22 protein-coding genes, 2 tRNA genes and 1 rRNA gene are annotated in these 26,619 nt (G+C 42.2%); 3 read left to right on the forward strand and 22 right to left on the reverse strand.

Annotated features, from left to right (window positions below; all coding sequences use genetic code 11):
* From ACTNC6_RS07875 to tsaE, 9 genes are all read right to left on the reverse strand, one after another.
* A 16S ribosomal RNA gene (locus ACTNC6_RS07875) occupies nt 1-90 on the reverse strand; the annotation flags it as partial.
* 345 nt (nt 91-435) lie between these two features.
* Nucleotides 436-525: transfer RNA gene (locus ACTNC6_RS07880), tRNA-Ser, on the reverse strand.
* Nucleotides 526-700: 175 nt separating this feature from the next.
* Nucleotides 701-786: transfer RNA gene (locus tag ACTNC6_RS07885), tRNA-Ser, on the reverse strand.
* Nucleotides 787-884: 98 nt separating this feature from the next.
* A complete protein-coding gene (gene ispD, locus ACTNC6_RS07890; protein WP_441043793.1) occupies nt 885-1,592 on the reverse strand; it encodes a 2-C-methyl-D-erythritol 4-phosphate cytidylyltransferase in 708 nt (235 codons plus the stop codon).
* A 2-nt stretch (nt 1,593-1,594) separates the two neighbouring features.
* The gene (gene tsaD / locus ACTNC6_RS07895) at nt 1,595-2,614 is read right to left on the reverse strand and encodes a tRNA (adenosine(37)-N6)-threonylcarbamoyltransferase complex transferase subunit TsaD (RefSeq protein WP_441043794.1); all 1,020 of its coding nucleotides are present in this window, start codon (nt 2,612-2,614) and stop codon (nt 1,595-1,597) included.
* Between the two features lie 28 nt (nt 2,615-2,642).
* Nucleotides 2,643-3,566 (reverse strand): ribonuclease Z, encoded by a 924-nt coding sequence (locus ACTNC6_RS07900; RefSeq protein ID WP_173743984.1) that lies wholly within the window; start codon nt 3,564-3,566, stop codon nt 2,643-2,645.
* 59 nt (nt 3,567-3,625) lie between these two features.
* On the reverse strand, nt 3,626-4,069 hold the full coding sequence (gene rimI, locus ACTNC6_RS07905; protein WP_441036416.1) for a ribosomal protein S18-alanine N-acetyltransferase: 444 nt from the start codon (nt 4,067-4,069) through the stop codon (nt 3,626-3,628).
* Between the two features lie 14 nt (nt 4,070-4,083).
* Nucleotides 4,084-4,797, reverse strand: a complete 714-nt coding sequence (gene tsaB, locus ACTNC6_RS07910; protein WP_441036414.1) for a tRNA (adenosine(37)-N6)-threonylcarbamoyltransferase complex dimerization subunit type 1 TsaB — start codon at nt 4,795-4,797, stop codon at nt 4,084-4,086.
* Between the two features lie 91 nt (nt 4,798-4,888).
* Nucleotides 4,889-5,317, reverse strand: a complete 429-nt coding sequence (gene tsaE / locus ACTNC6_RS07915) for a tRNA (adenosine(37)-N6)-threonylcarbamoyltransferase complex ATPase subunit type 1 TsaE (RefSeq protein WP_173743981.1) — start codon at nt 5,315-5,317, stop codon at nt 4,889-4,891.
* Between the two features lie 90 nt (nt 5,318-5,407).
* Between tsaE and ACTNC6_RS07920 the strand changes: the two genes are divergently transcribed.
* On the forward strand, nt 5,408-5,926 hold the full coding sequence (locus ACTNC6_RS07920; RefSeq protein WP_019160853.1) for a peptidylprolyl isomerase: 519 nt from the start codon (nt 5,408-5,410) through the stop codon (nt 5,924-5,926).
* Nucleotides 5,927-6,003: 77 nt separating this feature from the next.
* Here the strand turns inward: ACTNC6_RS07920 and ACTNC6_RS07925 are convergent, their stop codons facing one another.
* Nucleotides 6,004-6,660, reverse strand: a complete 657-nt coding sequence (locus tag ACTNC6_RS07925; protein WP_303243418.1) for a YigZ family protein — start codon at nt 6,658-6,660, stop codon at nt 6,004-6,006.
* A gap of 321 nt (nt 6,661-6,981) precedes the next feature.
* Here ACTNC6_RS07925 and ACTNC6_RS07930 point away from each other — a divergent pair, with 321 nt between their 5' ends.
* A complete protein-coding gene (locus ACTNC6_RS07930) occupies nt 6,982-9,576 on the forward strand; it encodes a transglycosylase domain-containing protein (RefSeq protein WP_441043795.1) in 2,595 nt (864 codons plus the stop codon).
* 78 nt (nt 9,577-9,654) lie between these two features.
* Here ACTNC6_RS07930 and ACTNC6_RS07935 read toward each other — a convergent pair whose 3' ends face one another.
* The 4 genes from ACTNC6_RS07935 to ftsH all read right to left on the reverse strand — a co-directional run bounded on the left by ACTNC6_RS07935 (nt 9,655) and on the right by ftsH (nt 15,697).
* Nucleotides 9,655-10,590 carry an ROK family glucokinase gene (locus ACTNC6_RS07935; RefSeq protein WP_433845150.1) on the reverse strand — a complete coding sequence of 312 codons (936 nt, stop codon included), beginning with the start codon at nt 10,588-10,590 and terminating at the stop codon, nt 9,655-9,657.
* Between the two features lie 67 nt (nt 10,591-10,657).
* Complete coding sequence (gene hprK, locus ACTNC6_RS07940; RefSeq protein WP_441036408.1) at nt 10,658-11,593, reverse strand: HPr(Ser) kinase/phosphatase; 936 nt, start codon at nt 11,591-11,593, stop codon at nt 10,658-10,660.
* Nucleotides 11,594-11,671: 78 nt separating this feature from the next.
* Entirely contained in the window at nt 11,672-13,528 is a 1,857-nt protein-coding gene (uvrC, locus tag ACTNC6_RS07945; RefSeq protein ID WP_441043796.1) for an excinuclease ABC subunit UvrC, read from the reverse strand.
* Nucleotides 13,529-13,759: 231 nt separating this feature from the next.
* Complete coding sequence (gene ftsH, locus ACTNC6_RS07950; protein ID WP_441036405.1) at nt 13,760-15,697, reverse strand: ATP-dependent zinc metalloprotease FtsH; 1,938 nt, start codon at nt 15,695-15,697, stop codon at nt 13,760-13,762.
* A gap of 225 nt (nt 15,698-15,922) precedes the next feature.
* Here ftsH and ACTNC6_RS07955 point away from each other — a divergent pair, with 225 nt between their 5' ends.
* Nucleotides 15,923-17,404 carry a DUF1846 domain-containing protein gene (locus ACTNC6_RS07955; protein WP_441043797.1) on the forward strand — a complete coding sequence of 494 codons (1,482 nt, stop codon included), beginning with the start codon at nt 15,923-15,925 and terminating at the stop codon, nt 17,402-17,404.
* Nucleotides 17,405-17,525: 121 nt separating this feature from the next.
* On the opposite strand, the gene ACTNC6_RS07960 is transcribed toward ACTNC6_RS07955, so the two are convergent.
* The 8 genes from ACTNC6_RS07960 to galE all read right to left on the reverse strand — a co-directional run bounded on the left by ACTNC6_RS07960 (nt 17,526) and on the right by galE (nt 26,461).
* A complete protein-coding gene (locus ACTNC6_RS07960) occupies nt 17,526-18,275 on the reverse strand; it encodes a glycerophosphodiester phosphodiesterase (protein ID WP_441036401.1) in 750 nt (249 codons plus the stop codon).
* A 230-nt stretch (nt 18,276-18,505) separates the two neighbouring features.
* On the reverse strand, nt 18,506-19,837 hold the full coding sequence (locus tag ACTNC6_RS07965) for an ABC transporter substrate-binding protein (RefSeq protein WP_441043798.1): 1,332 nt from the start codon (nt 19,835-19,837) through the stop codon (nt 18,506-18,508).
* Nucleotides 19,838-19,885: 48 nt separating this feature from the next.
* Nucleotides 19,886-20,725: a carbohydrate ABC transporter permease gene (locus ACTNC6_RS07970; protein WP_226840044.1), complete on the reverse strand. Its 840-nt coding sequence runs from the start codon at nt 20,723-20,725 to the stop codon at nt 19,886-19,888.
* An 83-nt stretch (nt 20,726-20,808) separates the two neighbouring features.
* Nucleotides 20,809-21,666: a carbohydrate ABC transporter permease gene (locus ACTNC6_RS07975; protein WP_441043799.1), complete on the reverse strand. Its 858-nt coding sequence runs from the start codon at nt 21,664-21,666 to the stop codon at nt 20,809-20,811.
* Between the two features lie 61 nt (nt 21,667-21,727).
* On the reverse strand, nt 21,728-22,861 hold the full coding sequence (locus ACTNC6_RS07980; RefSeq protein WP_441043800.1) for an ABC transporter ATP-binding protein: 1,134 nt from the start codon (nt 22,859-22,861) through the stop codon (nt 21,728-21,730).
* 96 nt (nt 22,862-22,957) lie between these two features.
* Nucleotides 22,958-23,752, reverse strand: coding sequence for an HAD-IIA family hydrolase (locus ACTNC6_RS07985; protein WP_441043801.1), 795 nt, complete (start codon nt 23,750-23,752; stop codon nt 22,958-22,960).
* 719 nt (nt 23,753-24,471) lie between these two features.
* Nucleotides 24,472-25,281, reverse strand: a complete 810-nt coding sequence (locus tag ACTNC6_RS07990) for a carbon-nitrogen hydrolase family protein (RefSeq protein ID WP_441043802.1) — start codon at nt 25,279-25,281, stop codon at nt 24,472-24,474.
* Between the two features lie 163 nt (nt 25,282-25,444).
* A complete protein-coding gene (gene galE, locus ACTNC6_RS07995) occupies nt 25,445-26,461 on the reverse strand; it encodes a UDP-glucose 4-epimerase GalE (RefSeq protein WP_177285109.1) in 1,017 nt (338 codons plus the stop codon).
* Nucleotides 26,462-26,619 lie beyond the last annotated feature (158 nt).

Genomic DNA, 26,619 nt, shown 5'->3' on the forward strand with positions numbered 1-26,619 from the left:
GAAGCTTCAATAAAAGGTTTCCCGTTCGACTTGCATGTGTTAAGCACGCCGCCAGCGTTCATCCTGAGCCAGGATCAAACTCTCTGATAAAGTGTTTGATTACTCAAGACAACCAACTAGCTATCTCTCGTTTTACTGTTTTTGGTTTATTCAACCGTTCTCAAATAATGAAGTTCGTTTCTTACGAACCGAACCGCATTCGCATCTTTCGATGCTCATGTGTAAAGAATTTTCGAGAATCGTATGTGTTTCACTGTTTAGTTATCAAGGTTCTCTGTCTTTGCGACAGCTTTGCTATTTTATCATGTTGTTTTTAACTTGTCAAGAACTTTTTTAAAGTTTTTTCAAGTTTTTCAACTTTTTTCTCAACAGCTTTTTAATTTTATCACAGTTCTTTCTTCCTGTCAAGAACTTTTTCTTCTTTTTTAAGAAGAACGGAGAAGGAGGGATTTGAACCCTCGCGCCGCTATTAACGACCTACTCCCTTTCCAGGGGAGCCCCTTCGGCCAGCTTGGGTACTTCTCCAAATTGCCCTAGAGTTGTTATCCTTCCGGATAACTCTCTTCACACTTTCGTGTTCTTTATAAGATTGTTTCGATGTTTTCTCATCGAAAAGCCTTGTGTATTATATCGCATTTCAAAGCTGTTTGTCAAGTGTTTTTTTAAGTTTTTTCCAAGACTTTTTTATCAACCTGACAAGCGGAGAGAGTGGGATTCGAACCCACGCGCCCTTGCGGACAAACGGTTTTCAAGACCGCCTCGTTATGACCACTTCGATATCTCTCCGTATTTTCGACGCTTTTCTCTGTCAGCGCAAGTGATATTCTATCACCTTATTTCAGAACTGTCAACAACTAATTTGATTTTTTTTTATTTTTTTATTCTCACATTTTTTCAGATCGCAAAAATGCCTCTGCAATCCAAAGATCTTCCGGTGTAGTAATCTTAATATTCTGATAAGATCCTTTCGCCAACGCTACTTTTACCCCCGTCTCCTGTTCGATCACCATGGCATCATCCGTAATATTGCTCATATCTTTCCGGCGAATTTTGTCATGGGCAGTTTTGATTAATGAATATAAGAAAATCTGAGGTGTCTGAACTGTCCAGACATAATTTCTCTCTGGAGTTGATTCTACAAAAGCATTTTTATCGGCCAGTTTAACCGTATCCTTAGAAGGCATTCCCAATACACAGGCACCCGTTTTCCGCGTTCTTTCCAGGCCTCTTTCCAACATTTCTTCCGTAATAAATGGTCTGGCTCCGTCATGAATAAATACATAATCGCATGGTATTTCTGAGCAGGCGCAAAGCCCCGCATAAACAGAATCATAACGTTCCTTTCCACCGGCGATCACATTGGTAACCTTGGTAAAACCATACTTATCTACAATCTCTTCTTTGCAATAAGAGACCATTTCCTCCCCTGTCACCAAAATAATATTCCCAATCAACGGACTTTTCTGAAAACAACGCAGAGAATAATACAGAACCGGGTAGCCCTGTATTTCCAGAAACTGCTTCTGTATTTTACTTTGCATCCTTTTTCCCTGACCTGCTGCCAGGACAATTGCTGTATTATTCTCTGTCATTTTTATCTTTCTCCTAATTTTAGATTTGGAACCGCATTCAAATCCCAACCACTGCGGGTTCCTTTCATGTATTCATAATACGCAGCAACACCGATCATAGCTGCATTATCTGTGCAGAAGATAGGTGATGGCCTGAAGAAACTGTAACCATATTTCCGGCAGGCAGTCTCCATGGCATCCCTGAGTGTTCCATTAGATGCAACTCCACCAGCAATAGCAATTTTTTTCATTCCAAAATCTTTTGCTGCTGCCATTGTATGTTCAACCAGCACATCCACAACTGCATTCTGAAAAGAAGCAGCAATATCTGCCCTGTTGATCTCCTCTCCAGTCATCTGTGAATGATTCAGATAGTTCAATACCGCGGACTTTACCCCGCTAAAGCTGAAATCATAGGGACAACCCTCAATTTTCGCCCGTGGAAATTCAATTGCATTTGGATTTCCTTCTTTTGAAAGCTTATCCACCTTGGGTCCTCCCGGATATCCCAGGCCTATTGCCCTGGCTACTTTATCAAAAGCTTCTCCTGCTGCATCATCATGGGTACGTCCCAGAATCTCAAATTCTCCATAGTCCTTCACAATTACCAGGTGTGTATGTCCGCCCGAAACGATCAGACACAAAAACGGTGGTTCCAGATCCGGATGTTCAATATAATTTGCAGAAACATGACCTTCAATGTGGTGTACTCCTACCAATGGCAATTTCTTTGCGTATGCAATTGCCTTGGCCTCTGCTACGCCAACCAGCAAAGCACCAACCAACCCTGGTCCATAGGTCACTCCAATAGCATCCAGATCATCCAAAGTAACTCCTGCCTCTGTCAATGCCTGTTCAATTACCTGATTAATTTTTTCTATATGCTTTCTGGATGCAATTTCCGGTACTACTCCTCCATATAATGTATGAAGTGCGATCTGTGATGAGATCACATTGGATAATATGGTCCGTCCGTTTTTTACCACAGAAGCAGCAGTTTCATCACAGGAGCTCTCAATTGCAAGAATCAATGTATCTTTCATTTTATTATCCTCAATATTTTCCATGCTATCAATTGTTTTGCTTTTCATCTTCAAAATTAAGTTCTACACTTTTTCCGTCTTTTCCCGGAAAAGCATTAGGGAAAATTTCCCTCACCTTATCCATATAATCATCGGGTCTTACCAGTGAAGGACTGTAATGGGTCAGCCACATTTCCTGCACATTGGCATTTCTGGCAAGAACCGCTGCCTCCCGAAATGTCATATGCTTATATCCTTTTGCCTTATCAGCTTTATCATCCTCACCGTACATTCCCTCACAGATAAACAGGTCTGAATCTGCTGCATTTTTCAAAATCGAATCCGTTGGTCTGGTATCTGTAGTGTAAGTAAGTTTAATCCCCTTACGCTCCGGCCCCAAAACCATATCCGGAGTATAAATTTTTCCCTCTGCTTCAATGGTCTGTCCTTTTTGCAGAGGATTCCAGAATTTCAACGGAATTTCCTGTTCCTTAGCTCTCTCTGCAGAAAATTTTCCCTGTCTTAAAATTTCCAGGGTATAACCATAGCAGACTACATTATGATTCACCTTAAAGGCCGTAATTCTGTACCCATTTAATTCTATCACCTGTTCCGGCTGTGTAATTTCTATAAATTTTATATCAAAAGGAAGCTCCGGTGCAATTACACGCAAAGCATTTACTACTCGTTCCAGACCTCTTGGCCCTATCAAAGTCAGGGGCTCTTTGCGGTCCGCATTACCCATAGTAAGAAGCAGTCCCGGCAATCCACTGATATGATCCCCATGATAATGAGTAAAGCAAATCACATCAATAGGTTTAAAGCTCCACCCTTTCTCCTTAATTGCAACCTGAGTTCCCTCTCCGCAATCAATAAGAAGGCTGCTTCCGTTATACCTTGTCATAAGTGCAGTCAGCCATCTTCTCGGAAGAGGCATCATGCCTCCGGTTCCCACTAAACAAATATCTAACATATATTTCCTCCTGTTTTCCGACATAGAATAGCTGCCAGACAATATCTACCCAAAAATTCTTAATTATTTTCAGGATGTCTGGTCATAAGTAATGCATCCTCTGTCGGATCACTGTAATATCCCTTTCGGATACCATCTCTGGTAAAACCATTGCGTTCATAAAGACGGATAGCCCTGTCATTTCCTACCCGAACCTCCAGATGAATCGTAGTAACCCCTCTCTCAGCAGCCAGCCGGATAAGACTCTCCATAAGAAAATTACCAATTCCTTCCTTTTGTCTGTCTCTGCGCACTGCCACATTTGTGATGTCACCTTCATCCAGCACCATAAGAAGCCCGCAATATCCCAATATCTGTTCCTTTTCCTCCACTACAAGAAACATAGCATCTTCTCTGGTAAGAAAAGTAAAAAAGCCCTCTCTTGTCCAAGGTACATGAAACAGTTCCCTCTCGATCTCCATGACCTGTTTCAGGTCATCTATCAACATTTCTCTTAGAATCATGCATTTATCCCCTTTTAAGCCTGTTTTGCTTTCTCTCTTTCTGCCCGTTCCCGTTCTGCCTGAGAAACTCGAAGATATTCCGGAACATGTTCCATGGCAGTCTCTGTTCTGCCCTCTTTGTAATAGATCATTCCAAGTGTACCCACCGCCGCTGCCCGCTGCTTATTCACATGTGCAGGCGCAAAGGAATAATGTACCTGCAGCTTTTCTTCGATCATACTGCGGAACACAGGGACTCCATCTCCCAAAAAAGTCACAGGTTCTCCAAGCTTATTTAATTCTTCGATCAGTTCCGTCACCGGAGATGCCCATTGTTGTTTCACAGCCACAAGCTTATGCTCTTCAAATCTGTAAATACCTGTATAAACCTGGCTTCTTCTGGCATCCATAATAGGGCAGATCAGACCACTGACATCATAAAGATTATATGCCAGTGCATCCACTGTAGGAACAGCTATCAAAGGTTTCTTCAATGCCAGTCCTAATCCCTTCGCTGTGGCAGAGCCTATCCGGAGTCCTGTAAAGGATCCAGGACCTGCTGCCACCGCAATTGCATCTATGGTTTCCAGATCCAATTCTGTCATTTTTACTACCTCATCCAACATAGGCAGAAGTGTCTGGGAATGTGTTTTTTTATAATTAACCGTATATTCTGCCAGCAGAATATCATCTTCAATAACTGCTACAGATGCGACAATTCCTGAACTGTCCAATGCTAAAATCTTCATTTACTATTTACCTCATTTTCTGACCATATCACTCAGTCCAAAATTTTATATCAGCTTTTATTAATTCTTATCAGTCTGAACATAGCCTGTTTTATTCTAATCCTGTCACTGTGATTCTTCGATAGTCAAATCCTTTTTCCAGGTCTTTTTCAATGGTGATCTGAATAAGATTTTCCGGAAGTATCTCTTCAATAAGATTTGCCCATTCAATCAGGCAGATTCCCTTTCCAAAAAAATAATCATCATAACCGATTTCTTCCATCTCCTCAATGTCACCAATACGATAAACATCAAAATGGTACAGCGGAAGACGTCCGGTCTCATATTCCTGTATAATTGTAAAAGTCGGACTACTGATAGGTTCTGTAATTCCCAGTCCTGCCGCCACTCCCTGAGTGAAAACAGTCTTTCCCACTCCCAGGTCACCGGTCAGGGTATAAATCTGTCCTGGTCTGGCATTTTCACCGATTTTCTTCCCTACACAGAAAGTTTCCTGCGGGGTATTTGTCTCTATAATCATGTTTTCCACCTTTTTCTTGCAGAATTATTCTGTGCATATTATAATAGAGCGAACAAGGAAATACAATACTTTTTGAAAAGGAGAATAACTATGGCAAATCCAATCGTTACTATTACCATGGAGAACGGCGATGTGATGAAAGCTGAATTATATCCTGAGATCGCCCCAAATACAGTAAATAATTTTATCAGTCTTGTAAAAAAGAACTTCTACGACGGACTGATTTTTCACCGTGTGATCAATGGCTTTATGATCCAGGGCGGATGTCCCAACGGAAATGGAATGGGAGGCCCCGGATATAGCATCAAAGGCGAATTTACCCATAACAAATTCAAAAATGATCTGAAACATACTGCAGGTGTACTGTCCATGGCAAGAGCTATGAACCCAAATTCTGCAGGCAGCCAGTTTTTTATCATGCATAAAAACGCTCCACATCTGGATGGAGAGTACGCAGCGTTTGGCAAGATCACAGAAGGCATGGATGTGGTAAACCGAATTGCAGAGGAAGATACCGACTATAATGACAGACCTCTGGATGAGCAGAAAATCAAAAGTATGACTGTGGATACTTTTGGAACAGAGTATCCGGAACCGGAAAAATGCTGATCCTGAATATGTAGTAAAAAAATTCCAGGGAGCAGTCCTGCAGATACTTATTATCTGCAGGACTGCTCCCTGTTACTTTATTCCTGAAAAATTTTTATTTCACCATTTACCGCTGCATAATATAAATCTCTGTCTTTTTTTAATCTGGCACGTCCATTGGTTGCCTGAGTAATCTTTTTTTCTGTAATCTGGATCTGGTCAGAAGGGACAAGGAGATGAACAACCACTTTATCTGTATATTCTGTGTCCAGAATAGGAAGCCTTTGTTCTCCGGCTATATATTGGATTTTTCCGATCCCTGTGTAATCTGTAATTATTTCCATGGAAATCCCATGGGTTTTCTCAATTATTGTGCTGACCGCCAAACCTTCCTGGAGACTTTTGGAATAAGCACGTACCAAACCGCCGGTTCCCAGCAGAACCCCGCCAAAATATCTGGTAACTACTGCCGCCACATTATAAATATCTTCTCCCAGAATCACATCCAGCATAGGCCGTCCTGCAGTTCCTGAGGGTTCGCCATCATCACTGCATCTGGTATATTCTCTGTTTTTTCCTACAGAATACACATAACAATTATGTCTGGCATCCCAGTATTTTTTTTTCATTTCTTCTATAAATGCCAGAGCCTCTTCTTCTGTATTCACCGGACGCACAGTAGCAATGAATCTGGATTTTTTTTCAATAATCTCGCCTTCACCGCCTTCGTATACCGTTTTATATTTTTCAAGCATTTAGGATTCCTCCGTTTTTACTGTAAGCAAAGTGTTTTATGATTTACAGTTACTATTCACACACCACTATCCCGAGACATACGAGCCAAAATTCCATTGCCGCAGGCAATCTGGAATGAATTTTGGCTACGTTACTGTGAACGGAGTGACCAGTAACGATTTACAGTGTATCACGGATTACAAAAAAAAACCAGTATTGTATATACTAATGAACAGATAAAACGACAGACCTGATAACAGATTATCTCTATTTTTTTATTTTATGCTTTATTTACTTATTCTTATTTGATATAATTAAACGGATTATAAAGGAGGTCTAACATGAACTATGGTAAAAAATCCGCAGCGCAGAAGCGAAATTCTCTGATTTCCCGTTCCTCCATGATGGGAAAACGTGCCAGGGTTTCGTTCATCAGATTGCTGTTTGTATCTCTGATCGCACTCTGTATCGGAGTGACCTGTCTGGGAATCGGATCTTTTAAAGGAGTTATTGATAATGCTCCTGATGTAAATGACATTGATATCATGCCCTTAGGTTATGCAACATTTCTCTACGATGATCAGGGCAATCAGATCCGTAAACTGGCTGCTCCCGATGCCAACCGACTGCCTGTAACCCTGGAACAGATTCCGGTAGAATTGCAACATGCAGTAGTTGCTATCGAGGATGAACGATTTTATGAACATAATGGTATCGATGTCCGAGGTATTCTCCGCGCAGGCGTAAAAGCTCTCACAAGCGGCGATTTTTCGGAAGGTGCCAGCACGATCACCCAGCAGCTGCTTAAAAATAATGTTTTCACCAACTGGACCAGTGAATCTACCCAGCTTGAACGTTTCACACGTAAATTCCAGGAACAGTATCTTGCCATTCAGGTTGAGAAAAAAACTGATAAGGATGCCATTCTTGAAAACTATCTGAATACGATCAACCTTGGTGCCGGTGCATATGGTGTACAGGCTGCTGCCAGACAATATTTTGATAAGGACGTATGGGATCTTAACCTTTCTGAATGTGCCACTTTAGCAGGTATCACCCAGAATCCTACAAAATTTAATCCTATTCTTAACCCTGACAGCAACAAAAAACGTCGAAAAGAAGTTCTGCAACATATGCTTGATCAGAACTATATTACTGAAGAACAGTATAAAGAGGCTCTTGAAGATGATGTATATTCCAGGATTCAGGCTGCCCAAGAAAAACACTCCGACAATTCCAATACCATTTATACCTATTTCGAGGATGAACTGACAGACCAGATCATTAATGACCTTATGAATATTAAGGGTTACACAAAAACCCAGGCTACCAACCTGCTTTACAGCGGCGGTCTTAAAGTCTATACCACCCAGGATTCTGCTATCCAGAATATTCTGGATGAGGAATATACCGATCCTTCCAATTTCCCGGATCAGACACAGTATGAACTGGATTTTGCCCTTACTGTTACAGATCCCGAAGGCAATCAGGTTAACTACAGCAAAGAAATGCTGCAGCTTTATTTCCAGAATGAGGATCCGAATTTTGATCTTCTCTTTGATTCTCCTGAAGAAGGCCAGACTTATGTAGATCGTTATAAAGAAAACATTCTGGCTGACGGCAGCAAAATAGTTGCAGAACGTGTAAATTTCGCACCACAGCCTCAGTCCTCTATGAGTGTCATCGATCAGCATACAGGTTATGTAAAAGCCCTGATTGGCGGGCGCGGCGAAAAAACAGCCAGCCTGACCCTAAACCGAGCTACAGACACTACCCGCCAGCCAGGTTCAACATTCAAAATTGTATCTACCTATGCTCCTGCATTAAATGAAAAGGGCATGACACTTGCTACTACTTTTGAAGATGAACCATATACCTATCCGGACGGATCTCCAGTCAATAACAGTACACGTTCCTACGAAGGAACAACTACTATCCGTACAGCAATTCAGAACTCCGTTAACGTTGTTGCGGTAAAATGTCTGGAAGAAGTAACCCCTGATCTGGGACTGAAATATCTGGATAATTTTGGATTTACCACCCTGGCACACGGAACAGAAGCAGATAAGGATGCCAATGGCAATATCTGGAGTGATGCCAACCTTGCCACAGCACTTGGTGGTATTACCAAGGGTGTCACAAATGTAGAATTATGTGCTGCCTATGCATCTATCGCAAATAGCGGTAATTATATCAAACCAATTTACTATACCAAAATCCTGGATCATAACGGTAATGTACTGATCGAGAATACCTCTGTAGAGCGTTCTGTAATCAAGGAAAGCACTGCTTATCTCCTTACAAGTGCTATGGAGGATGTTGTCAAATACGGTACAGGTACCGCCTGCCAGCTTGATAATATGGCTGTAGCCGGTAAAACCGGTACTACTGAAGCTTATAACGATGTTTGGTTTGTGGGATATACCCCTTATTATACCTGTGCAATATGGTCCGGTTATGATAACAACGAAAAGCTTCCTGATTATGCACGTAAATATCACCGTAATCTTTGGAAAAAAGTTATGACAAGAATCCATGAGGGACTGCCTCAAAAAGATTTTGAGAAACCTGCAAGTGTAGAAAAACTGAGCATCTGTGCTATCTCCGGACTTCTTCCAAGAGCCGGCTGTCCTGTAACCACAGAATATTTCGATGTAGGTACTATGCCAACAGAATACTGTGAAGAACACTTCTACGACGAAAGCAGTTATGATTATGATACTTCAGATCAGACAGATTCTTCCAGCACAGACACTTCTGATGCCGAAAATACGGACACTTCCGATGCCGAAAATACAGACACTTCTGATGATAGCACTGATGGCACCGAAAACACGGATGGCACTGACGGTGACAACACCGGAAATAATGATTATGATAATACTGGTGATACCGATGATGGCGGCGATGATAGTCAGTATCAGATTGATTATTAATTACTCTTCAGAAAAACCGCATTCTGCAAAAACAGAATGCGGTTTTTTAATTTTCTAATTTTATCTATATCTTCTTTATCAGATCACCATTCTGGCAGAACCATAAATTCCTGCATCATTTCCCAGCTTTGCCAGAATGATCGGAGTTTCCTTACATGCTGAAAATGCATACTTTTTATAATGTGTTTCAATACAATCGATCAAAGGCTGTCCTGCTCTGGAAACACCACCACCTATTACAATGGCCTCTGGATCAACAACGCAGGCAAACACAGCAAGGGCACTTCCCAGCTTCTCTCCAACCTCATCCATAACTTTTGCAGCCAGCTTATCCCCTTCTTTGTATGCATCCAGAACATTTTTCGCAGAAAGTCTGGAAAAGCCACGAAGAACACTCTCCTCATCAGTAGCTTCCATAACTCTTTTTGCCACACGTACAATGCCTGTTGCAGATGCGTACTGTTCCAGACAGCCTCTGTTTCCACAGTTGCATTTTTCTGTCTCATCATGCTGAACAGCTGCATGACCAATCTCTCCTCCAGCTCCATGGGAACCGGAAATAATTCTGCTATCCAGAATAATTCCGCCTCCAACGCCTGTGCCAAGGGTAACCATAATTACATTTTTAGCTCCTGCTGCCGCGCCCTTCCAGGCTTCGCCGAGAGCAGCTACATTGGCATCATTGCCTGCCATAGATGGAAGACCTGTCAACTCTGTCAGCTCTTTGGTCACCGCTTTAAATCCCCAGAAGAGATTTACTGCACACAAAACCTCCCCTTTATCATTGACCGGTCCCGGAACGCCAATTCCCACACCATCGATTTCCGCCTTATCCAACTTTCGTTCTTCGATCTTATCCAAAATTGTTTTCGCAATATCCGGAAGAATGGCCTCGCCGTTATTCTCCTTACGCGTAGGAATTTCCCACTTTTCCATCAAAATACCATCCGTCTGAAAAAGTCCGCATTTTACCGAAGTACCACCTACGTCAATTCCAAAACAATACTTTCCCATATTAGCCTCCATTATTTATCTTTTTCAGTATTTATACCGTACCTTCTTGCCCGGTCATACTCATGCATTATTTAGTCTCCCGTTTCTTGGCAATATTAGCCTGTACTCGCTTATAAAGCTCCTCCGCCGCATTATAGCCCATTTTTTTCTGTCGATGGTTAACTGCCGCAGATTCAACGATAATTGCCAGATTTCGTCCCGGACGAATTGGCAGGGAATGGCATACTATCTTATTGCCCAGATATTCCGTGTATTCCTCATGAAGTCCCAGACGATCATACTCTTTATCTCTGTCCCACTCCTCTAGCTTGATCACCAGATCCACCGACTGTGTATCCTTAACACTCTCAACACCAAAAAGAGTCTTTACATCAATAATTCCAATACCACGAAGCTCAATAAAATGTCTGGTAATATCCGGTGCAGAACCAACCAGAGTAACATCACTAACTTTTCGAAGTTCTACCACATCATCGCTTACCAGACGGTGTCCTCGCTTGATCAGTTCCAGAGCAGCTTCACTTTTACCGATTCCACTCTCGCCTGTAATAAGTACACCTTCACCATATACATCCACCAGAACACCATGAATAGAAATACAGGGTGCCAACTGAACTCCCAGCCAGCGGATAATCTCAGCCATAAAACTTGATGTTATTCTCTCTGTCACAAATGTAGGCACATGATATTTCAACGCCAGATCAATCATATCCTGAGATGGTCTGGTCATCGTGCTGAAAATCACACACGGAATCTTGCTTGAAATAAACCTCTCATATTTAAACTTACGTTCTTCGTCACTGAGCTGCATCAGATAAGTATACTCCACATATCCGATAATCTGCACACGTTCATTTGCAAAGTGCTCCAGATACCCTGTAAGCTGAAGTGCCGGTCTGTTGATCTCAGCAGTTTTTATCCAGATCTCAGCCAGATCAATTTCGGGAGTAAGATTGTGAAGTCCCAGCTCCTGTACTAATTTTGTCAACTGCACACCCTTCATTTGTTTTCTCCTTTTCAGTTAAAATCTCCTGTTTTTTATTATAGCACACTCCTATATATAATGTAACCCTTAACCTGATTACTTACTATTTGACACATGAAAAAAATCATATACCTGCTGTGCACTTCCTGCGTTCATACTCTCTGTCTCTGTCAGTTCTTCCAGGGAGGCATCCCGGATATTTTCCAGGGATTTGAATTTCCGCATCAACGCCTTACGTCTGGTTTCTCCGATTCCCGGAATATCATCCAGCAGAGAATGTACCTGTTCTTTGCTTCGCAGAGACCTATGGAATTCTATAGCAAATCTGTGGGCTTCATCCTGAATTCTGGTGATCAGACGAAAGCCCTCGCTTCCTGCATCAACAGGAATTTCCGCATTGTTATAATAAAGCCCCCTGGTCCTGTGATGATCATCCTTTACCATACCACATACCGGAATATTAATTCCCAGTTCTTCCAGAACCTTCAGTGCAATATTCACCTGTCCTCTGCCTCCGTCCATCAGAATCAGATCCGGCAAAATAGAAAAGCTATCAAACTCATCCTTTCCTTCATGGGTGAAACGTCTGGTCAATACCTCTTGCATACTGGCATAGTCATTGGGGCCCTGCACCCACTTAATCTTAAACTTACGGTAATCACTGCGTTTTGGCTTTCCTTTTTCATAAACTACCATAGAGCCAACAGATTCAAATCCACTGATATTAGAAATATCATAAGCCTCCATCCTTCTGATCCCGGAAAGTCCCAGCCAGGTCTCTATCTCATGGACAGCACCGATTGTTCTGCCCTCCTCACGCCTGATACGTTCTCTGTCTTTATCCAGAACCATTCTTGCATTTTCTTCTGCAAGTTCCACCAGTTTTTCTTTGGTTCCTTTTTTCGGCACCCGGATATATACTCTCTGTTTTCTCCTGGAAGTCAGCCATTCTTCAATAATCGAAGCATCCTCTATTTCTCTCTGGAGCATGATCTCCCTGGGAATAAAAGGCGTCCCTGCATAAAATTGTTTGATAAAACTGGATAACACCTGTGATCTGGTATCTCCCCTTGCCACTCTAAGAAAGAAATGTTCTCTGCCGATCAGTTTACCTCCTCGGACAAAAAATACCTGCACTACCGCGTCCTGCTCACGCAGATCCAGACTGTCATCCATGGCAGCTGCAATAATATCCTTATCTTCTTCCCCGTAGCTTGTAATTTTCTGTCTCTCCCCAATCTTCTGAATACTGCGGATAAGATCCCGGTATTCCATAGCATCTTCAAACCGCATTTCTTCGGATGCTGTCATCATTTTCTCTGTAAGCATGTCAATGGTATCCTGAAAGTCTCCATTTAGAAATTTCAATAGTTTACCGATGCTCTTTTTGTACTCCTCAGAAGTTACATATCCCTGACAGGGAGCAGCACACTGTTTCATATGATAATACAGACATGGTCTGTCCTTTCCACAGTCCCTGGGAAGAACACGGCTGCATGAACGAACTTTATACAGCTTGCGCACCAGTTCGATCACATCCTTTACTGCCCCTGCACTGGTATAAGGACCAAAATATTTAGCTTTATCCTTACTCATTCTCCTGGCAAACAGTACTCTGGGATATTCTTCATTTACCGTTACTTTGATAAAAGGATAACTTTTGTCATCCTTAAGCATGGTATTATACTTTGGCCGATGCTCCTTGATCAGATTACACTCCAACACAAGGGCTTCCAGTTCAGAATCTGTAATGATATATTCGAATCTGGATATATGTGTTACCATCTGTTCTATTTTGGCCCCTTTATTCCGGCTACTCTGAAAATACTGCCGAACCCGGTTTTTCAGGCTTACTGCCTTTCCCACATAAATGATCTCATCCTTCTCGCCATGCATAATATAAACCCCCGGTTTCCCCGGAAGCTTTTTTAATTCTTCCTCTATCTGAAACAATATCTATTACCTGTTCCTTTCACTTACCATAATATCAGAAGCATTCATTAGATAGTCATAATAATTGTAAATTATGACTCTGACTTCGTCAATCATCACCGCAATATTTCCGATTAAGAAAAAAGGCTGTGTTACTGTTCACTCCGTTCCCAGCAACACGCTTCGCGGGATGTTACCAGCGAACAGTAAAAAGGCTGTTACATCATTTTAACGTAACAGCCCATTTTTCACCTATTCTTCTGTTTTATCTTTCAGTTCAAACTCGTCCAGATTCTCCGGAATATCCATTCCCATCTCCACGGCACGAAAAATCTTCATAAACTCTTTGCCTGTGATTGTTTCCCTTCGGATCAGATATTCAGCAATCCTGTCCAGTGCTGCTCTGTGACTGCCAAGAAGCTGCTTCGCCTCCTCATAAGAATTATGAAGAAGTATCATTACTTCATGATCTACCTCTGTTGCTGTATCATCTCCACAATTCAGCACAGCTCTTCCGCTTAGATACTGATTCTCCTGTGTAGCCAGTCCCATCAATCCAAATTTCTCAGACATACCATATTGCGTAACCATAGCTCTTGCTACCTTGGTAGCCTGTTCAATATCATTTGCCGCACCTGTAGTCACTGTATCAAAAACTAGCTCTTCTGCCGCACGGCCGCCAAGATAACCTACAAGCATAGCTTCCAGTTCCTTCTTGGTATTAAGATACTTCTCTTCCTCAGGTACCTGCATAACATATCCCAGTGCTCCCATGGTTCTGGGCACAATGGTAATCTTCTGTACTGGCTCTGCGTCTTTCTGCAGTGCACTGACCAATGCATGTCCCACCTCATGATAAGAAACAATCTTTCGCTCCTGAGCACTGAGAATCCTGTCTTTCTTCTCCTTGCCCACCAGAACTACTTCCACTGCTTCTAACAAATCTCTCTGAGATACTGCACGCCGGCCATTTTTCACTGCCAAAATCGCAGCTTCATTGACCATATTTGCCAGGTCTGAGCCAACTGCACCGGAAGTTGCCAATGCAATGTTTTCAAAATCCACAGTCTCATCCAGACTGACATTTCTGGCATGTACTTTCAGAATCTCAATTCGGCCTTTCAGATCCGGACGGTCAACAATCACCCGCCTGTCAAAACGTCCCGGACGGAGAAGAGCAGGATCCAGAACCTCCGGACGGTTGGTAGCCGCCAAAATCAGAAGCCCCTTGGAAGTGTCAAAACCATCCATCTCCGCCAGTAACTGATTCAAGGTCTGTTCTCTCTCATCATTTCCGCCGCCGTAATGGGAATCACGACTCTTTCCTATGGCATCAATTTCATCAATAAAAATAATACAGGGAGCATTTTTCTTTGCTTCCTCAAACAGATCACGAACACGGGATGCACCCACGCCTACAAACATTTCTACAAATTCAGAACCTGATAAAGAGAAAAACGGCACATGCGCTTCTCCTGCAACAGCCTTTGCCAGAAGGGTTTTACCTGTTCCGGGAGGTCCAACCAGAAGCGCTCCCTTGGGAAGCTTAGCTCCAATAGTTGTATATTTACCGGGATTATGAAGGAAGTCCACTACCTCCTGCAAGGATTCCTTGGCCTCATCCTGTCCTGCCACATCCTTGAAGGTTACTCCTGTATCCTTCTGGATATAAGCTTTGGCACGGCTCTTACCAACTCCCATCATTCCGCCGCCTTTATTCATTCGGCGCATAAATATCATGAGAAGTGCAAACAGCAACAGTGTTGGAAGCAGAACACTTACCAGCATAGCCACTACTTCACTGACAGCGTCCGGCGGCTGTGACTGAAATTTAATTCCTGTCCCTTCCAGACGTTCTGTGAGCTTATCCTCTGACTCCATCTGATTGGTATAATAAACCTTTTCCGAAAAGTCCGAATCCTGCTGCTTGGGCACAATCGTCAGGGTATCTGATTGCAGTGTGACTTTTTTCACTTCTCCGTTGTCTACCATTTTGATAAATTTATCATAACTGATCTCACTGGAATTATCTTTGAGCATATTGGTAAACATAGCAAAACACACCAGAGTGATCAGAAGGCACACCAGAAAGGCAAGGATCGACTGATGATTTTTATTCGGATCCATTTTACCCGGACCCTTATTATCAGGACCATTGCCATTTGGGTTATTGTCCATGTGATTATCCATTTTGTTCCTCCTATTTATTATCTATTTTATTATAAAGAGAATTTTCCTATAAATCAACCTGGATATTTGGAAATCCTGTCTGTTTTTGAAAAAAATAGAAAAATATATTTATTTTTAATTTAAATTTATCGTTACAAACCTGTTCTTTTGTAGTATACTAATGGCAAAGTGTTTTTAAACATAGGAACAGATAGAAATAATAGGGAGAGGAAAGGAAACGAACAAATGAAGATAGGATTTGACAACGACAAATATCTGAAAATGCAGTCCGAACATATTCGGGAACGTATCAATAAGTTTGGCAACAAGCTTTATCTGGAATTCGGCGGCAAGCTTTTTGATGACTACCATGCTTCCAGAGTTCTTCCGGGATTTGAGCCGGACAGCAAACTGCGTATGCTGATGCAGCTTTCTGATCAGGCAGAGATCGTTATTGTAATCAGCGCCGCTGATATTGATAAAAATAAAGTCAGAGGTGACCTGGGTATCACTTATGATGAAGATGTACTCCGCCTTATGGAAGTCTTTACAGAGCGCGGACTTTATGTAGGAAGTGTCTGCATCACCCAGTATTCCGGACAGGAAAGCGCAGATGCGTTTAAGAAACGTCTGGAGAAGCTTGGAATCAAAGTATACGTGCTTTATCTGATCCCGGGTTATCCGAATAATACTTCCTTTATTGTAAGTGATGAGGGATATGGCAAGAACGATTATATCGAAACAACAAGACCACTGGTTGTCATCACTGCTCCAGGACCCGGAAGCGGAAAAATGGCCGCCTGCCTTTCTCAGCTTTACCATGAATACAAGCGCGGTGTCAAGGCAGGATATGCCAAATTTGAAACTTTCCCAATCTGGAATATTCCTCTGAAGCATCCGGTAAACCTGGCATATGAAGCAGCTACTGCAGACTTAAATGATGTGAACATGATCGACCCGTTCCATCTGGAAGCATATGGAGAAACTACCATCAACTACAACCGTGACGTTGAAGTTTTCCCTGTTCTTCAGGCTATGTTTGAAAAGATCATGGGCGAGTGCCCTTACAAATCTCCCACAGATATGGGCGTTAATATGGCCGGTAACTGCATCGTTGATGATGAAGTCTGCAAGGAAGCTGCACGTCAGGAGATCATCCGCAGATATTATAAGAGCATGGAAGCTCTGGTTCGCGGAGCCGGACGTGAGGAAGAAGTTTTCAAAATCGAACTTCTGCTGAAACAGGCTCATGTAACCATCGAAGACCGCAAGGTGGTTCCTGCTGCGTTGAAACGCGAAGAAGAAACAGGTGCACCTGCTGCTGCCCTGGAACTTCCTGACGGACGTATTGTTACAGGTAAGACTTCTGAACTTCTCGGGGCATCCTCAGCACTGCTTCTGAATGCACTGAAAGAACTGGCAGGAATCGATCATGACAAACATGTTATCTCTCCGGAAGCATTAAGACCGATTCAGGCACTCAAAACAGAATATCTGGGAAGCAAAAACCCAAGACTTCACTCTGATGAGACTCTGATCGCACTTTCCATCAGTGCCGCAGATAATGAAGATGCCAAGCTTGCCCTGCAACAGATTCCGAAATTAAAAGGCTGCCAGGTTCATACTTCCGTACTCCTGTCTCAGGTGGATATCCTGGAATTCCGTAAGCTGGGTGTTGAACTTACCTGTGAGCCGAAATCTGAGCATGCTAAGAAACTGCAGAAATAATTTCTGAAATGGTTTTCAAATAGCAGCAGAAAACTCTGAAAATCTACAATATCTATATAATGATACAAGAAAGAATCCTGCCTGAACATATGACAGTTTCATATGAACAGGCAGGAATTTTTTATTTCTCTATAATCTCAATCGCTCTGTCCGGATAATTGGTAATGACTGCTTCTGCACCTGCGTCTTTTACCAGCTGGATGTGTTCTGGTTTGTTGGCAGTCCATACGTGCATTTTCAGTCCGGCACGTTTGACTTCTTCTATGAATTGTGGGTATTTCAGGTGATAAACTGCAGGGTGTACGGCGTTGATTCCGAGATTTTTGGCGTACATGGCTGGATTTACCCATCCGTCACTGAAAAGGATTCCGGTCTGTACCTGATTGTCTAACTGTTTTAACTGCAACAGGCTATAATGATTAAAGGAAGAATAGATCAGTTGGTCTTCCATATTCATTTCTTTTACCAGTTTCAGAATCTTCTCTTCCATTCCCGGATAGAAGCAGATGCTGTTCTTTAGTTCAATGTTTATCATCATGTCTGTGGTGCGCATGAGCTCCAGTACTTCTGCCAGAGTTGGAATGTGATAAATTCCCGATGGTTCTGCGGGTGTGCTGACTTTTAATTCTTTCAATTGAGCCAGTGTCATATCTTTGATCAGTCCGGTTCCGTCTGTGACACGATCTACGTTTTCGTCGTGCATAACGATGAGTTCGCCGTCTGCGGAAGTATGTACATCCAGTTCGATTCCGTCTGCGCCCTGTCTGATGGCAAGTTCAAATGCTTCCAGAGTGTTCTCCGGTCTGTATCCGCTGGCACCCCTGTGTGCCCATACTTTTGTTGTTCTCTTTATTGTTTCTGTCATTTCCATATGCCTCTCTTATATAAAATTCATTTACAATATCCCCCAATAATATATTTCACCTTTTCCATCTCCGCTTTTTTGCAAAATACCCAGACAGCTAGGCTGTCATATTGTGGAAATTACCGTAAATCTTCATAAACAGGGACCGCATACGCAGCCCCCTGTCCTCATTTAAGTATAAATATTTTTCCTGTGAATGATTATAACACCTCTCGGTATACTGTTTTCAATATTTTTTATTCATTCAGCAAGTTATAATCTTCGATAGATTTGTTCATATCAGAAGCCATTTTGTTCACCGCATCCTCTGCAGATTCTTTTCCGTTGAGCATATTCTCTACTTCTGTCTCTACAATCGCACGTGCTTCCGGGAATACACTGAGAAGTGCACCTGCATATTCCGGTGCAGAATCATGAAGCTGGTCAATGGCTGTCTGGAACTGTGGGTATTTTGCAATGTTGTCTTTGAATACCTGCTCGTCATGTGCTGCTGTTGTTACAGGGAAGTATCCTGTCTGTGCATTCCAGTATGCCTGTGATTCCGCAGATACCAGATATTTTACAAATTCCCATGTAGCTGCTTTCTTTGCATCATCCTGGTTGTCAAGCATCCAGAGAGAAGCACCACCGATGGATACACCACCTTTATCATCATCTGTAATGGATGGGAAGTATGCGGTACCTACTTCAAAGGAACCGTTTACATCCTGCAGAATCTGTTTCAGGGACGCTGTGGAACCTAATGTCATAGCTGCTTTTCCGGAAGAGAAATCTGCAAGTCCGGAATCTCCGCCTCTTCCTACGTTTGGTGCATAGCCTGCGCCATAAAGTTTCTTCCACTCATTAAGAATATTCAGTGCACCTCCGTTTTCATCGAATGCAACCTTTGTAGCTGCTGCCTCACGTCCGTTTCCGTTATCTACATATGGCAGACCCTGTTTGCACATAAACTCTTCGAAAAACCATCCATAGATTCCCATGGATAATGCTTCTCCCGCACCGCCTTTGTTTACAAGGTCATCTGCAACCTCTGCGATTCCCTCAAGGCTTGTAGGTACCTCTGTCACACCTGCTTTGTCAAACATATCCTTGTTGTAATAAAGAATCGGTGTAGAGGAGTTAAATGGCATGGAATATAATTTATCATCTACTATATAATAAGCTGTGATATTTGGTTCCAGATCAGATACATCATATCCTTCGCTGTCAATCATGTCCTGCATTGGGATCACCCATCCGGAATCGATCATGAAACGGGTTCCGATATCATAAATCTGCACCAGATCAGCTCCCATATTTCCAAGCTGGGCACTTTTTAACTTATTGATCTCATCGTCATATTCTCCCTGATACTGAGAATCCACTTTAATTCCATATTCATTTTCTTCATTAAATTTATTTACCAGATAGTCCAGTGCTTCCCCGTTGACACCGCCCATTGCGTGCCAGAATGAAATCGTTGTTCCCTCCGGAATGTCTGCCTTTTTCTCTGCTGCCATGCAGGTAGTTGGAAGAATTGCGCTGAATACTGTTGCTGCTGTTAATAATACTGCGAGTTTACGCTTCATAACTTACCTCTTTCTTTTCATGTTGTTTGTTTTTGTTTTCTCTATTTCTCAGCCTTTTACGGCACCTGAGAACATACCTCTGATCAGCTGCTTCTGTCCTGCAATGAATATGGAAATGGACGGAAGGATAATCAGTACTACGCCTGCGATCATCAATGTAATAGACTGGGAGTCTACGCTGTCCAGCATACCGATACCGATCTGCACAGTACGCATCTTGTCTGATCCTGTCACAAGTAATGGCCACATGTACATATTCCATGCATTAATAAATGTGTACACTGCCATAGCTCCCATTGCTGATTTTGTCAGCGGCATCAGAATCTGCCAGATAAATCGCAGATTGGAGCAGCCGTCAATCTTCGCTGATTCATACAGCGAAATCGGAAATGTAAGATAAAACTGTCTGAACAGGAAGATTCCCATTGCAGATGTGAGATAGGGCACGATCAGTACCTGATAGGAATCCAGCCAGTTCCATCCGCTGACTGTCAGGTAATTGGAAATAATCGTTGCCTCTCCCGGAATCATCATAGTTGCCATCACCAGCATAAACAGCACATTTTTTCCTTTGAAATCCAGAAAGGAAAAGGAAAACGCTGCCAGTGAACAGGAAATGATCTGTCCGAAAGTGATGAGACCTGCTACCAGGAAAGAGTTTACTACAAAACGAACCAGTGGAACCTTCTGCAGTGCCTGTCGGAAATTCTCCAATGTCGGATGTTTGGGCAGGATATTCATATCCAGAGTAAAAAGTTCACCGGATGGCATAAATGCAATACTTACTGCGTATAAAAGAGGCAGAAGAACAATTAACGCCACGACAATATTTAATGCAATGTGTCCGGCAGTTCTGGCCACTCTTTTATATTTCTGCTGCGCCAGCATTTTTGCTTTTACTTCCTGAAACCTCTGGCGTTCCAGAGCCATCTGTTTTTCTTTTTCAGCAGTGATGCTGCCTAACTGTGACATTAATATTTCACTCCTTTTTTCTCAATTTTAAACATTACCAGAGTAAATACCAGCACGATCAGGAAAAGTACCACTGACTGGGCTGCTGCACTTCCGAAGCGATAGTTAAAGAAGGCATCTCTGTAAATGGAATACACAATCAGGTTTGTGGATTCTCCGGGACCACCCTGTGTCAGGATCTTGACCTGTCCGAATGACTGGAATGCCTGGATGATATTTACCACTAATGTGTAGAACATCATTGGTGCCAGTCCCGGAAGTGTCAGGCGGTAGAATTTCTGGAATGAACTTGCGCCGTCTACGGAAGCTCGTTCATAAATAGTTTCATCAATGTTACTTAATCCTGCTGAAAAATACAGGAAGTTGATTCCACTGTTAAGCCATGCAGTAAGAACTGCTACGCAGATCAGTGCGTATTTCGGATCACTGACCCAGTTGATATCCAGATGAAAAATCTTATTGATGATTCCTACGGATGGATGAAGCATGATCTTGAAAATCATTGCTGCTGAACTGGATGCGATTGCCATTGGCAGTGCATATGCAGTACTGAAAAAACGGATTCCCGGAAATGTTTTGTTGCAGAGGACTGCTGTTGTAAGTCCCAGGATCATACTGACTGCAACTACGATCACAACAAAGATCAGGGTAACTGCCAGACTGTTCCAGAATGAGGATGACTGTAATAATTCTTTGTAGTTGCCAAGTCCTACGAATAGTTTTGCCTGTCCCATCTTATTCGTTTTAAAAAGACTTAAGTATAAAGTCTTAAAAAACGGGTAGAATAAGAAGATTCCAAAGATCAGAAAGCTTGGAAACAGGTATGCGTAGGCACCTGTGTTTTTTAACTTCTTCATGTATTGAACACCTTTCCTGTTTTTATGAGTTTTATATTGAACTTTTGAACAATATCATTGCTTATGAAAACATCCCTTTTCTCAGAGTGATATTCTCCTGAGTTTCCAGATCAAATGCTGAAATGTATGCCATATCGATCCAGAGCGTTACTTTATCGCCTTTATCAATCAGACTGTCACCGGAAACTTTTGCGCAGCAGTCCTGACCGTTGTGGTTGAAATGGAGGATGACCTCCGCTCCCAGAAGTTCTCTGGCTGTGACTGTAACTTCCATTTTCCACTCGCCTCTGGTATCTGCTCCTGCTGGTTCTTCCAGAAAATGCTCCGGGCGGATTCCGAGTTCGATATTTCTGCCAACATAGCCCTGACGCTTCAGGATTTTCCATAAGAAATCCGGGATCGGGATATCTCCGTCATTCTCAGTGCAGAATGTAGGGATTCCTACTTTTTCTATTACCAGTCCTTTGATAAAGTTCATAGATGGAGAACCGATGAATCCTGCAACAAACCGATTTACCGGATAAGCATACAGATTCTGCGGAGTATCTGCCTGCTGTACCACTCCCTGATTCATCACTACGATCCTGTCTCCCAGAGTCATTGCTTCTGTCTGATCATGAGTAACGTAAATAATGGTGTTTCCAAGGGCTTTGTGAATACCTGCAAGTTCTACCCTCATCTGGGTACGAAGTTTTGCATCCAGATTGGATAATGGCTCATCCATAAGAAGTACTTTCGGCTCACGGATGATGGCATTTCCGATAGCTACTCGCTGACGCTGACCGCCTGAAAGATTCTTCGGTCTTTGTTTCAGCAGATTTTCCAGTCCCAGAAGTTCTGCCACATGGTGAACTCTTTTATCAATTTCTTTTTTCGGTACTTTTCTTACCTGCAAAGAGAAAGCAATGTTATCGTAAATATTCATCTGTGGATAGAGAGCATAGCTCTGGAAAACCATTGCAAGGTCGCGCTCTTTTGGTTCCAGATAGTTGACCAGTTTGTCTCCGATCCATAATTCACCGTCGCTGATATCTTCCAATCCTGCGATCATTCGGAGTGTGGTTGACTTTCCGCATCCGGACGGACCAACGAAAACTACCAGTTCCCCTTTTTCTATTTCAAGATTAAAATTCTTTACTGCCTGAAAGCCGTTTTCATAGCTTTTGCAGATGTCTCTTAATATGATTTCCGACATTTGATTTTCTTTCCTCTCCTGCTTTTACAATTAATATTTTTCACTGATATTTTGGGGTCGGGCTGTTTTGGCAATGTAATACCTTTTCAGTTATCTTTATGAAAAATATCCGGCAAGTTTCCCCAGTGACTGGCACCGGAAACCGTTTTTCCATTCTTCTGCACTGGCTTCGCCTGTCAGTACCAGACAACTGTCAATGCCTGCCCGTTTCCCGCATTCCATATCTGTGTAGATTCTGTCACCGATAAGCAGGGTCTGTTTCGGAGTGCATCCTGTTTCTTCCATACAGGCATATACCATTCCGGGTGCAGGTTTACCGATATATTCCGGTTCTCTGCCAACAGATGCCGTAATCATCCGGCAGATGGAACCGCAGTCCGGTACCATTCCGAAATCAATGGGGCAACGCAGATCCGGATTTGTTGCAAACCAGGGAACCTTTGTCTCTGTGAGCTGTTTGCAGACCTGAACCAGTTTCTCATAGGTAAGCTCTGTATCATAAGCGCAAAGTACGCAGTCTACATCATCCCCTGCCTGATCTGTGATGTTCAGGCCTGCTTTTCGCAATTCGCTGCAGTAGGTTTCGGTAGCTGCTACCAGGATTTTCTCGTTTCCGTAATATTTCTTCATGAAATCTCTGGCGTAAGTTCCTGCAGTGATAAATTCCTCTTCCGTAGTTTCAATTCCCCAGTCATGAAACTGCTCTACATAATCACTGACTGCTTTGGACGAGTTATTTGTCAGAAACCGGAAAATTCCACCGTTTTCTTTTACTGTCTGAAGAAAGTCTGCTGCACCCGGAAGAAGTTCACTTCCCAGAGCAACAGTTCCGTCAATATCCAGGAGGAACAGCTTTTTTTCTTTTATCATTGATGCAAGATTGTTCTGCATATTAATATTTCTCTCCTCTTTTTGAGCTATATTTCTTTTTATTGTCATTGCACTGTCCACCGACATTTTGCTTTTGACCACTAGAGCGTGTTTGAAAAATGCTCTGGTATTATTATAAAAACTTTTTGGCATCACCAACAATCTTATTTTGGTCAAATGAATATTAAATGCGCATAAAAAAATCACGACTGTTCGCCGTGATTTTTTTACATTTTGATTTTATTGCTGTTGCCTTAATTACCTGTTTCTGCCTTATTCAGGTATTGAGAATGAGCTCTTTTCTCATTTTACTTAGATTTTATTTGTTTATTTTACAGAGATTCCGGTCTTTCTACCTCATAGTTTGACCAGTCAGTCAACTGTAGTAGATGCAGATGTATCTGCACTGTCCTGATAAGAGCCTACTGTGATTGTATAATCACTGTCGCCTTTTACATAAGTTGTTCCGTCTGTTTCTACGATGGAGACTGTTTTGCCGTCTGCATCTGTGATAGTTCCTGTGTTTGACAGGGATGTGATGGTGCTGTTGCCGTAGAGCCCACAGATATTGCTGTTATCATAACTCCCATGATTATTGCCAGATGTTTATATTTCATAGTAATACCTCTCTGTTCTTTCTATTTTGAATTTTCTCTGTTTCTTTTGTTTTTGTTGATGGTATTACTATATCTGATAAATGTGTTTGATCTATGGTCAGTCTACGAAAAAATTGTGTTCTCCTATAAATGGTACATTTCAGATTTGCGGTGTTTTAGTAATGGAAGCTGCTCTCTGATCTGGTCTTCCCGGTCCAAATCTATTTCTTCTATTAAAATGCCCTCTTTCTCATCCAACTGTTTCATGACCCTTCCCCAGGGATCTGTTACAATAGAATGTCCCCAGGAAATATATCCTGCCTGTGTATCTCTGGCAGGAGCACATCCAAGCATATATATCTGATTGTCAAGGGCTCTTGCACGGAAAGTCAGTTCCCAATGTGCAGGGCCTGTAGTCATATTAAATGCTGCAGGGACGAAAATCATCCTTGCATCGTCCAGTTCCATTGTGCGGGCAAACTCCGGGAAGCGGATGTCGTAGCAGATCATGACACCCATTTTCCCAAATTCAGTATCAAATACTGTGGCATGATCTCCCGAAGTCAGAGTATCTGATTCTTTAAAGTACTGGCCATTTTTTACATTGATATCAAAGAGATGAGCTTTTCTGTGCTTGCCAATCTGTTTTCCATCTCTGTCAAAAATATAAGAAGTGTTGTAAACATTTCCCACATCATCTGCTTCCGGCATGGAGCCAGCGATCAGATAAATATGATACTTTCTGGCATAATCAGACATTGCCTGCCAGGATGGACCACCTTCTTTTTCTGCATAAACTGGAAAATTTTCGGTCTGATACGGACAGCAGAACATCTCCGGAAGGATTACAAAGTCCGGATTTTCTGCCTTTATTTTTTCTATATAAGTGCCGGCAGTACGGATATTTTGTATTTTATCTTTTACTGTGGGCATCTGAATTGCTGCTACTTTCATATGCGTCCTCTCCTTTCTTTTATCTATTATAGCCGAAAAAAATCACATCGCCAATCCTACATTAAAACATCCCCCACGCATGAACAGTCTTTCCATGTGTGGGGGATATTGATTTTCCGCAGGCAAGTTGTTAAATACACCTGCATTCAGTTGATTTAATTAATTATTCTTCATAACCATTCGGGTTATTGGACTGCCATCTCCAGGAGTCGGCACACATTTCTTTAATTCCGTTCTCAGCTTTCCATCCCAGTTCTCTCTCTGCTTTGGAAGCATCGGAATAGCAGGTTGCAATATCGCCTGCACGACGTGGTTTGATTACATATGGGATCTTAACACCTGTAGCAGCTTCAAAATTCTTCACAATGTCAAGAACGCTGTAGCCCTTTCCTGTACCAAGGTTGTAAATGCTTAAACCGGAATTATCTTCTATTTTCTTAAGAGCTTTTACATGTCCTTTTGCAAGGTCAACTACGTGAATGTAATCTCTCACACCAGTTCCGTCCGGAGTATCATAATCATTTCCGAATACACCAAGTTCTTTCAGTTTACCTACCGCAACCTGTGTGATATATGGCATCAGGTTGTTCGGGATTCCGTTTGGATTCTCTCCGATGGTTCCGCTCTTGTGAGCACCGATCGGATTAAAGTAACGGAGAAGAACTACGTTCCATTCCGGATCTGCTTTCTGAATGTCTGTCAGGATCTGTTCCAGCATGGATTTTGTCCATCCGTATGGGTTTGTACACTGTCCTTTTGGACACTCTTCTGTGATCGGGATGATAGCCGGATCTCCATATACTGTTGCAGATGATGAGAAGATAATATTCTTTACATTATGTTTTCTCATAACATCTACCAGTGTTAATGTTCCTGCAATGTTATTCTCATAATATTCCCATGGCTTTGCAACAGATTCTCCTACTGCCTTTAAGCCTGCGAAATGAATACAGGAATCAATATTTTCTTTATCAAAAATTTCATTTAAAGCATCACGGTCCAGGATATCTGCTTTGTAGAATTTCACTGGTTTGCCTGTGATCTTGGATACTCTGTCCAGTGATTTCTCGCTTGCATTGCTTAAGTTATCCAGAACTACAACATCATATCCTGCGTTCTGCAATTCTACAACTGTATGGCTTCCAATATAGCCTGCTCCACCTGTAACTAAAATTGCCATAATAATTCCTCCTAACCTGTCTTCCTGCTACAATACTTGTTTTTTTGCAATTTCTGTTAATTTTTTCTTTTTCAACAATACCTATATTAGTTCACAGCATCAGAAATATCCTTGATAATTCTGAGTGTAATCTATAAAATTCTGCGATATCCTGTTTC

It is taken from the genome of Blautia sp. HCP3S3_C4 (assembly GCF_052064095.1).
Classification (GTDB): Bacteria; Bacillota; Clostridia; order Lachnospirales; family Lachnospiraceae; genus Blautia_A.

Coding starts and splice junctions, on each gene's coding strand:
- ispD (WP_441043793.1), bottom strand. CDS start 1,592: ATGACAGAGAATAATACAGCAATTGTCCTGGCAGCAGGTCAGGGAAAA.
- tsaD (WP_441043794.1), bottom strand. CDS start 2,614: ATGAAAGATACATTGATTCTTGCAATTGAGAGCTCCTGTGATGAAACT.
- ACTNC6_RS07900 (WP_173743984.1), bottom strand. CDS start 3,566: ATGTTAGATATTTGTTTAGTGGGAACCGGAGGCATGATGCCTCTTCCG.
- rimI (WP_441036416.1), bottom strand. CDS start 4,069: ATGATTCTAAGAGAAATGTTGATAGATGACCTGAAACAGGTCATGGAG.
- tsaB (WP_441036414.1), bottom strand. CDS start 4,797: ATGAAGATTTTAGCATTGGACAGTTCAGGAATTGTCGCATCTGTAGCA.
- tsaE (WP_173743981.1), bottom strand. CDS start 5,317: ATGATTATAGAGACAAATACCCCGCAGGAAACTTTCTGTGTAGGGAAG.
- ACTNC6_RS07920 (WP_019160853.1), top strand. CDS start 5,408: ATGGCAAATCCAATCGTTACTATTACCATGGAGAACGGCGATGTGATG.
- ACTNC6_RS07925 (WP_303243418.1), bottom strand. CDS start 6,660: ATGCTTGAAAAATATAAAACGGTATACGAAGGCGGTGAAGGCGAGATT.
- ACTNC6_RS07930 (WP_441043795.1), top strand. CDS start 6,982: ATGAACTATGGTAAAAAATCCGCAGCGCAGAAGCGAAATTCTCTGATT.
- ACTNC6_RS07935 (WP_433845150.1), bottom strand. CDS start 10,590: ATGGGAAAGTATTGTTTTGGAATTGACGTAGGTGGTACTTCGGTAAAA.
- hprK (WP_441036408.1), bottom strand. CDS start 11,593: ATGAAGGGTGTGCAGTTGACAAAATTAGTACAGGAGCTGGGACTTCAC.
- ftsH (WP_441036405.1), bottom strand. CDS start 15,697: ATGGATAATCACATGGACAATAACCCAAATGGCAATGGTCCTGATAAT.
- ACTNC6_RS07955 (WP_441043797.1), top strand. CDS start 15,923: ATGAAGATAGGATTTGACAACGACAAATATCTGAAAATGCAGTCCGAA.
- ACTNC6_RS07960 (WP_441036401.1), bottom strand. CDS start 18,275: ATGGAAATGACAGAAACAATAAAGAGAACAACAAAAGTATGGGCACAC.
- ACTNC6_RS07965 (WP_441043798.1), bottom strand. CDS start 19,837: ATGAAGCGTAAACTCGCAGTATTATTAACAGCAGCAACAGTATTCAGC.
- ACTNC6_RS07970 (WP_226840044.1), bottom strand. CDS start 20,725: ATGCTGGCGCAGCAGAAATATAAAAGAGTGGCCAGAACTGCCGGACAC.
- ACTNC6_RS07975 (WP_441043799.1), bottom strand. CDS start 21,666: ATGAAGAAGTTAAAAAACACAGGTGCCTACGCATACCTGTTTCCAAGC.
- ACTNC6_RS07980 (WP_441043800.1), bottom strand. CDS start 22,861: ATGTCGGAAATCATATTAAGAGACATCTGCAAAAGCTATGAAAACGGC.
- ACTNC6_RS07985 (WP_441043801.1), bottom strand. CDS start 23,752: ATGCAGAACAATCTTGCATCAATGATAAAAGAAAAAAAGCTGTTCCTC.
- ACTNC6_RS07990 (WP_441043802.1), bottom strand. CDS start 25,281: ATGAAAGTAGCAGCAATTCAGATGCCCACAGTAAAAGATAAAATACAA.
- galE (WP_177285109.1), bottom strand. CDS start 26,461: ATGGCAATTTTAGTTACAGGTGGAGCAGGCTATATTGGAAGCCATACA.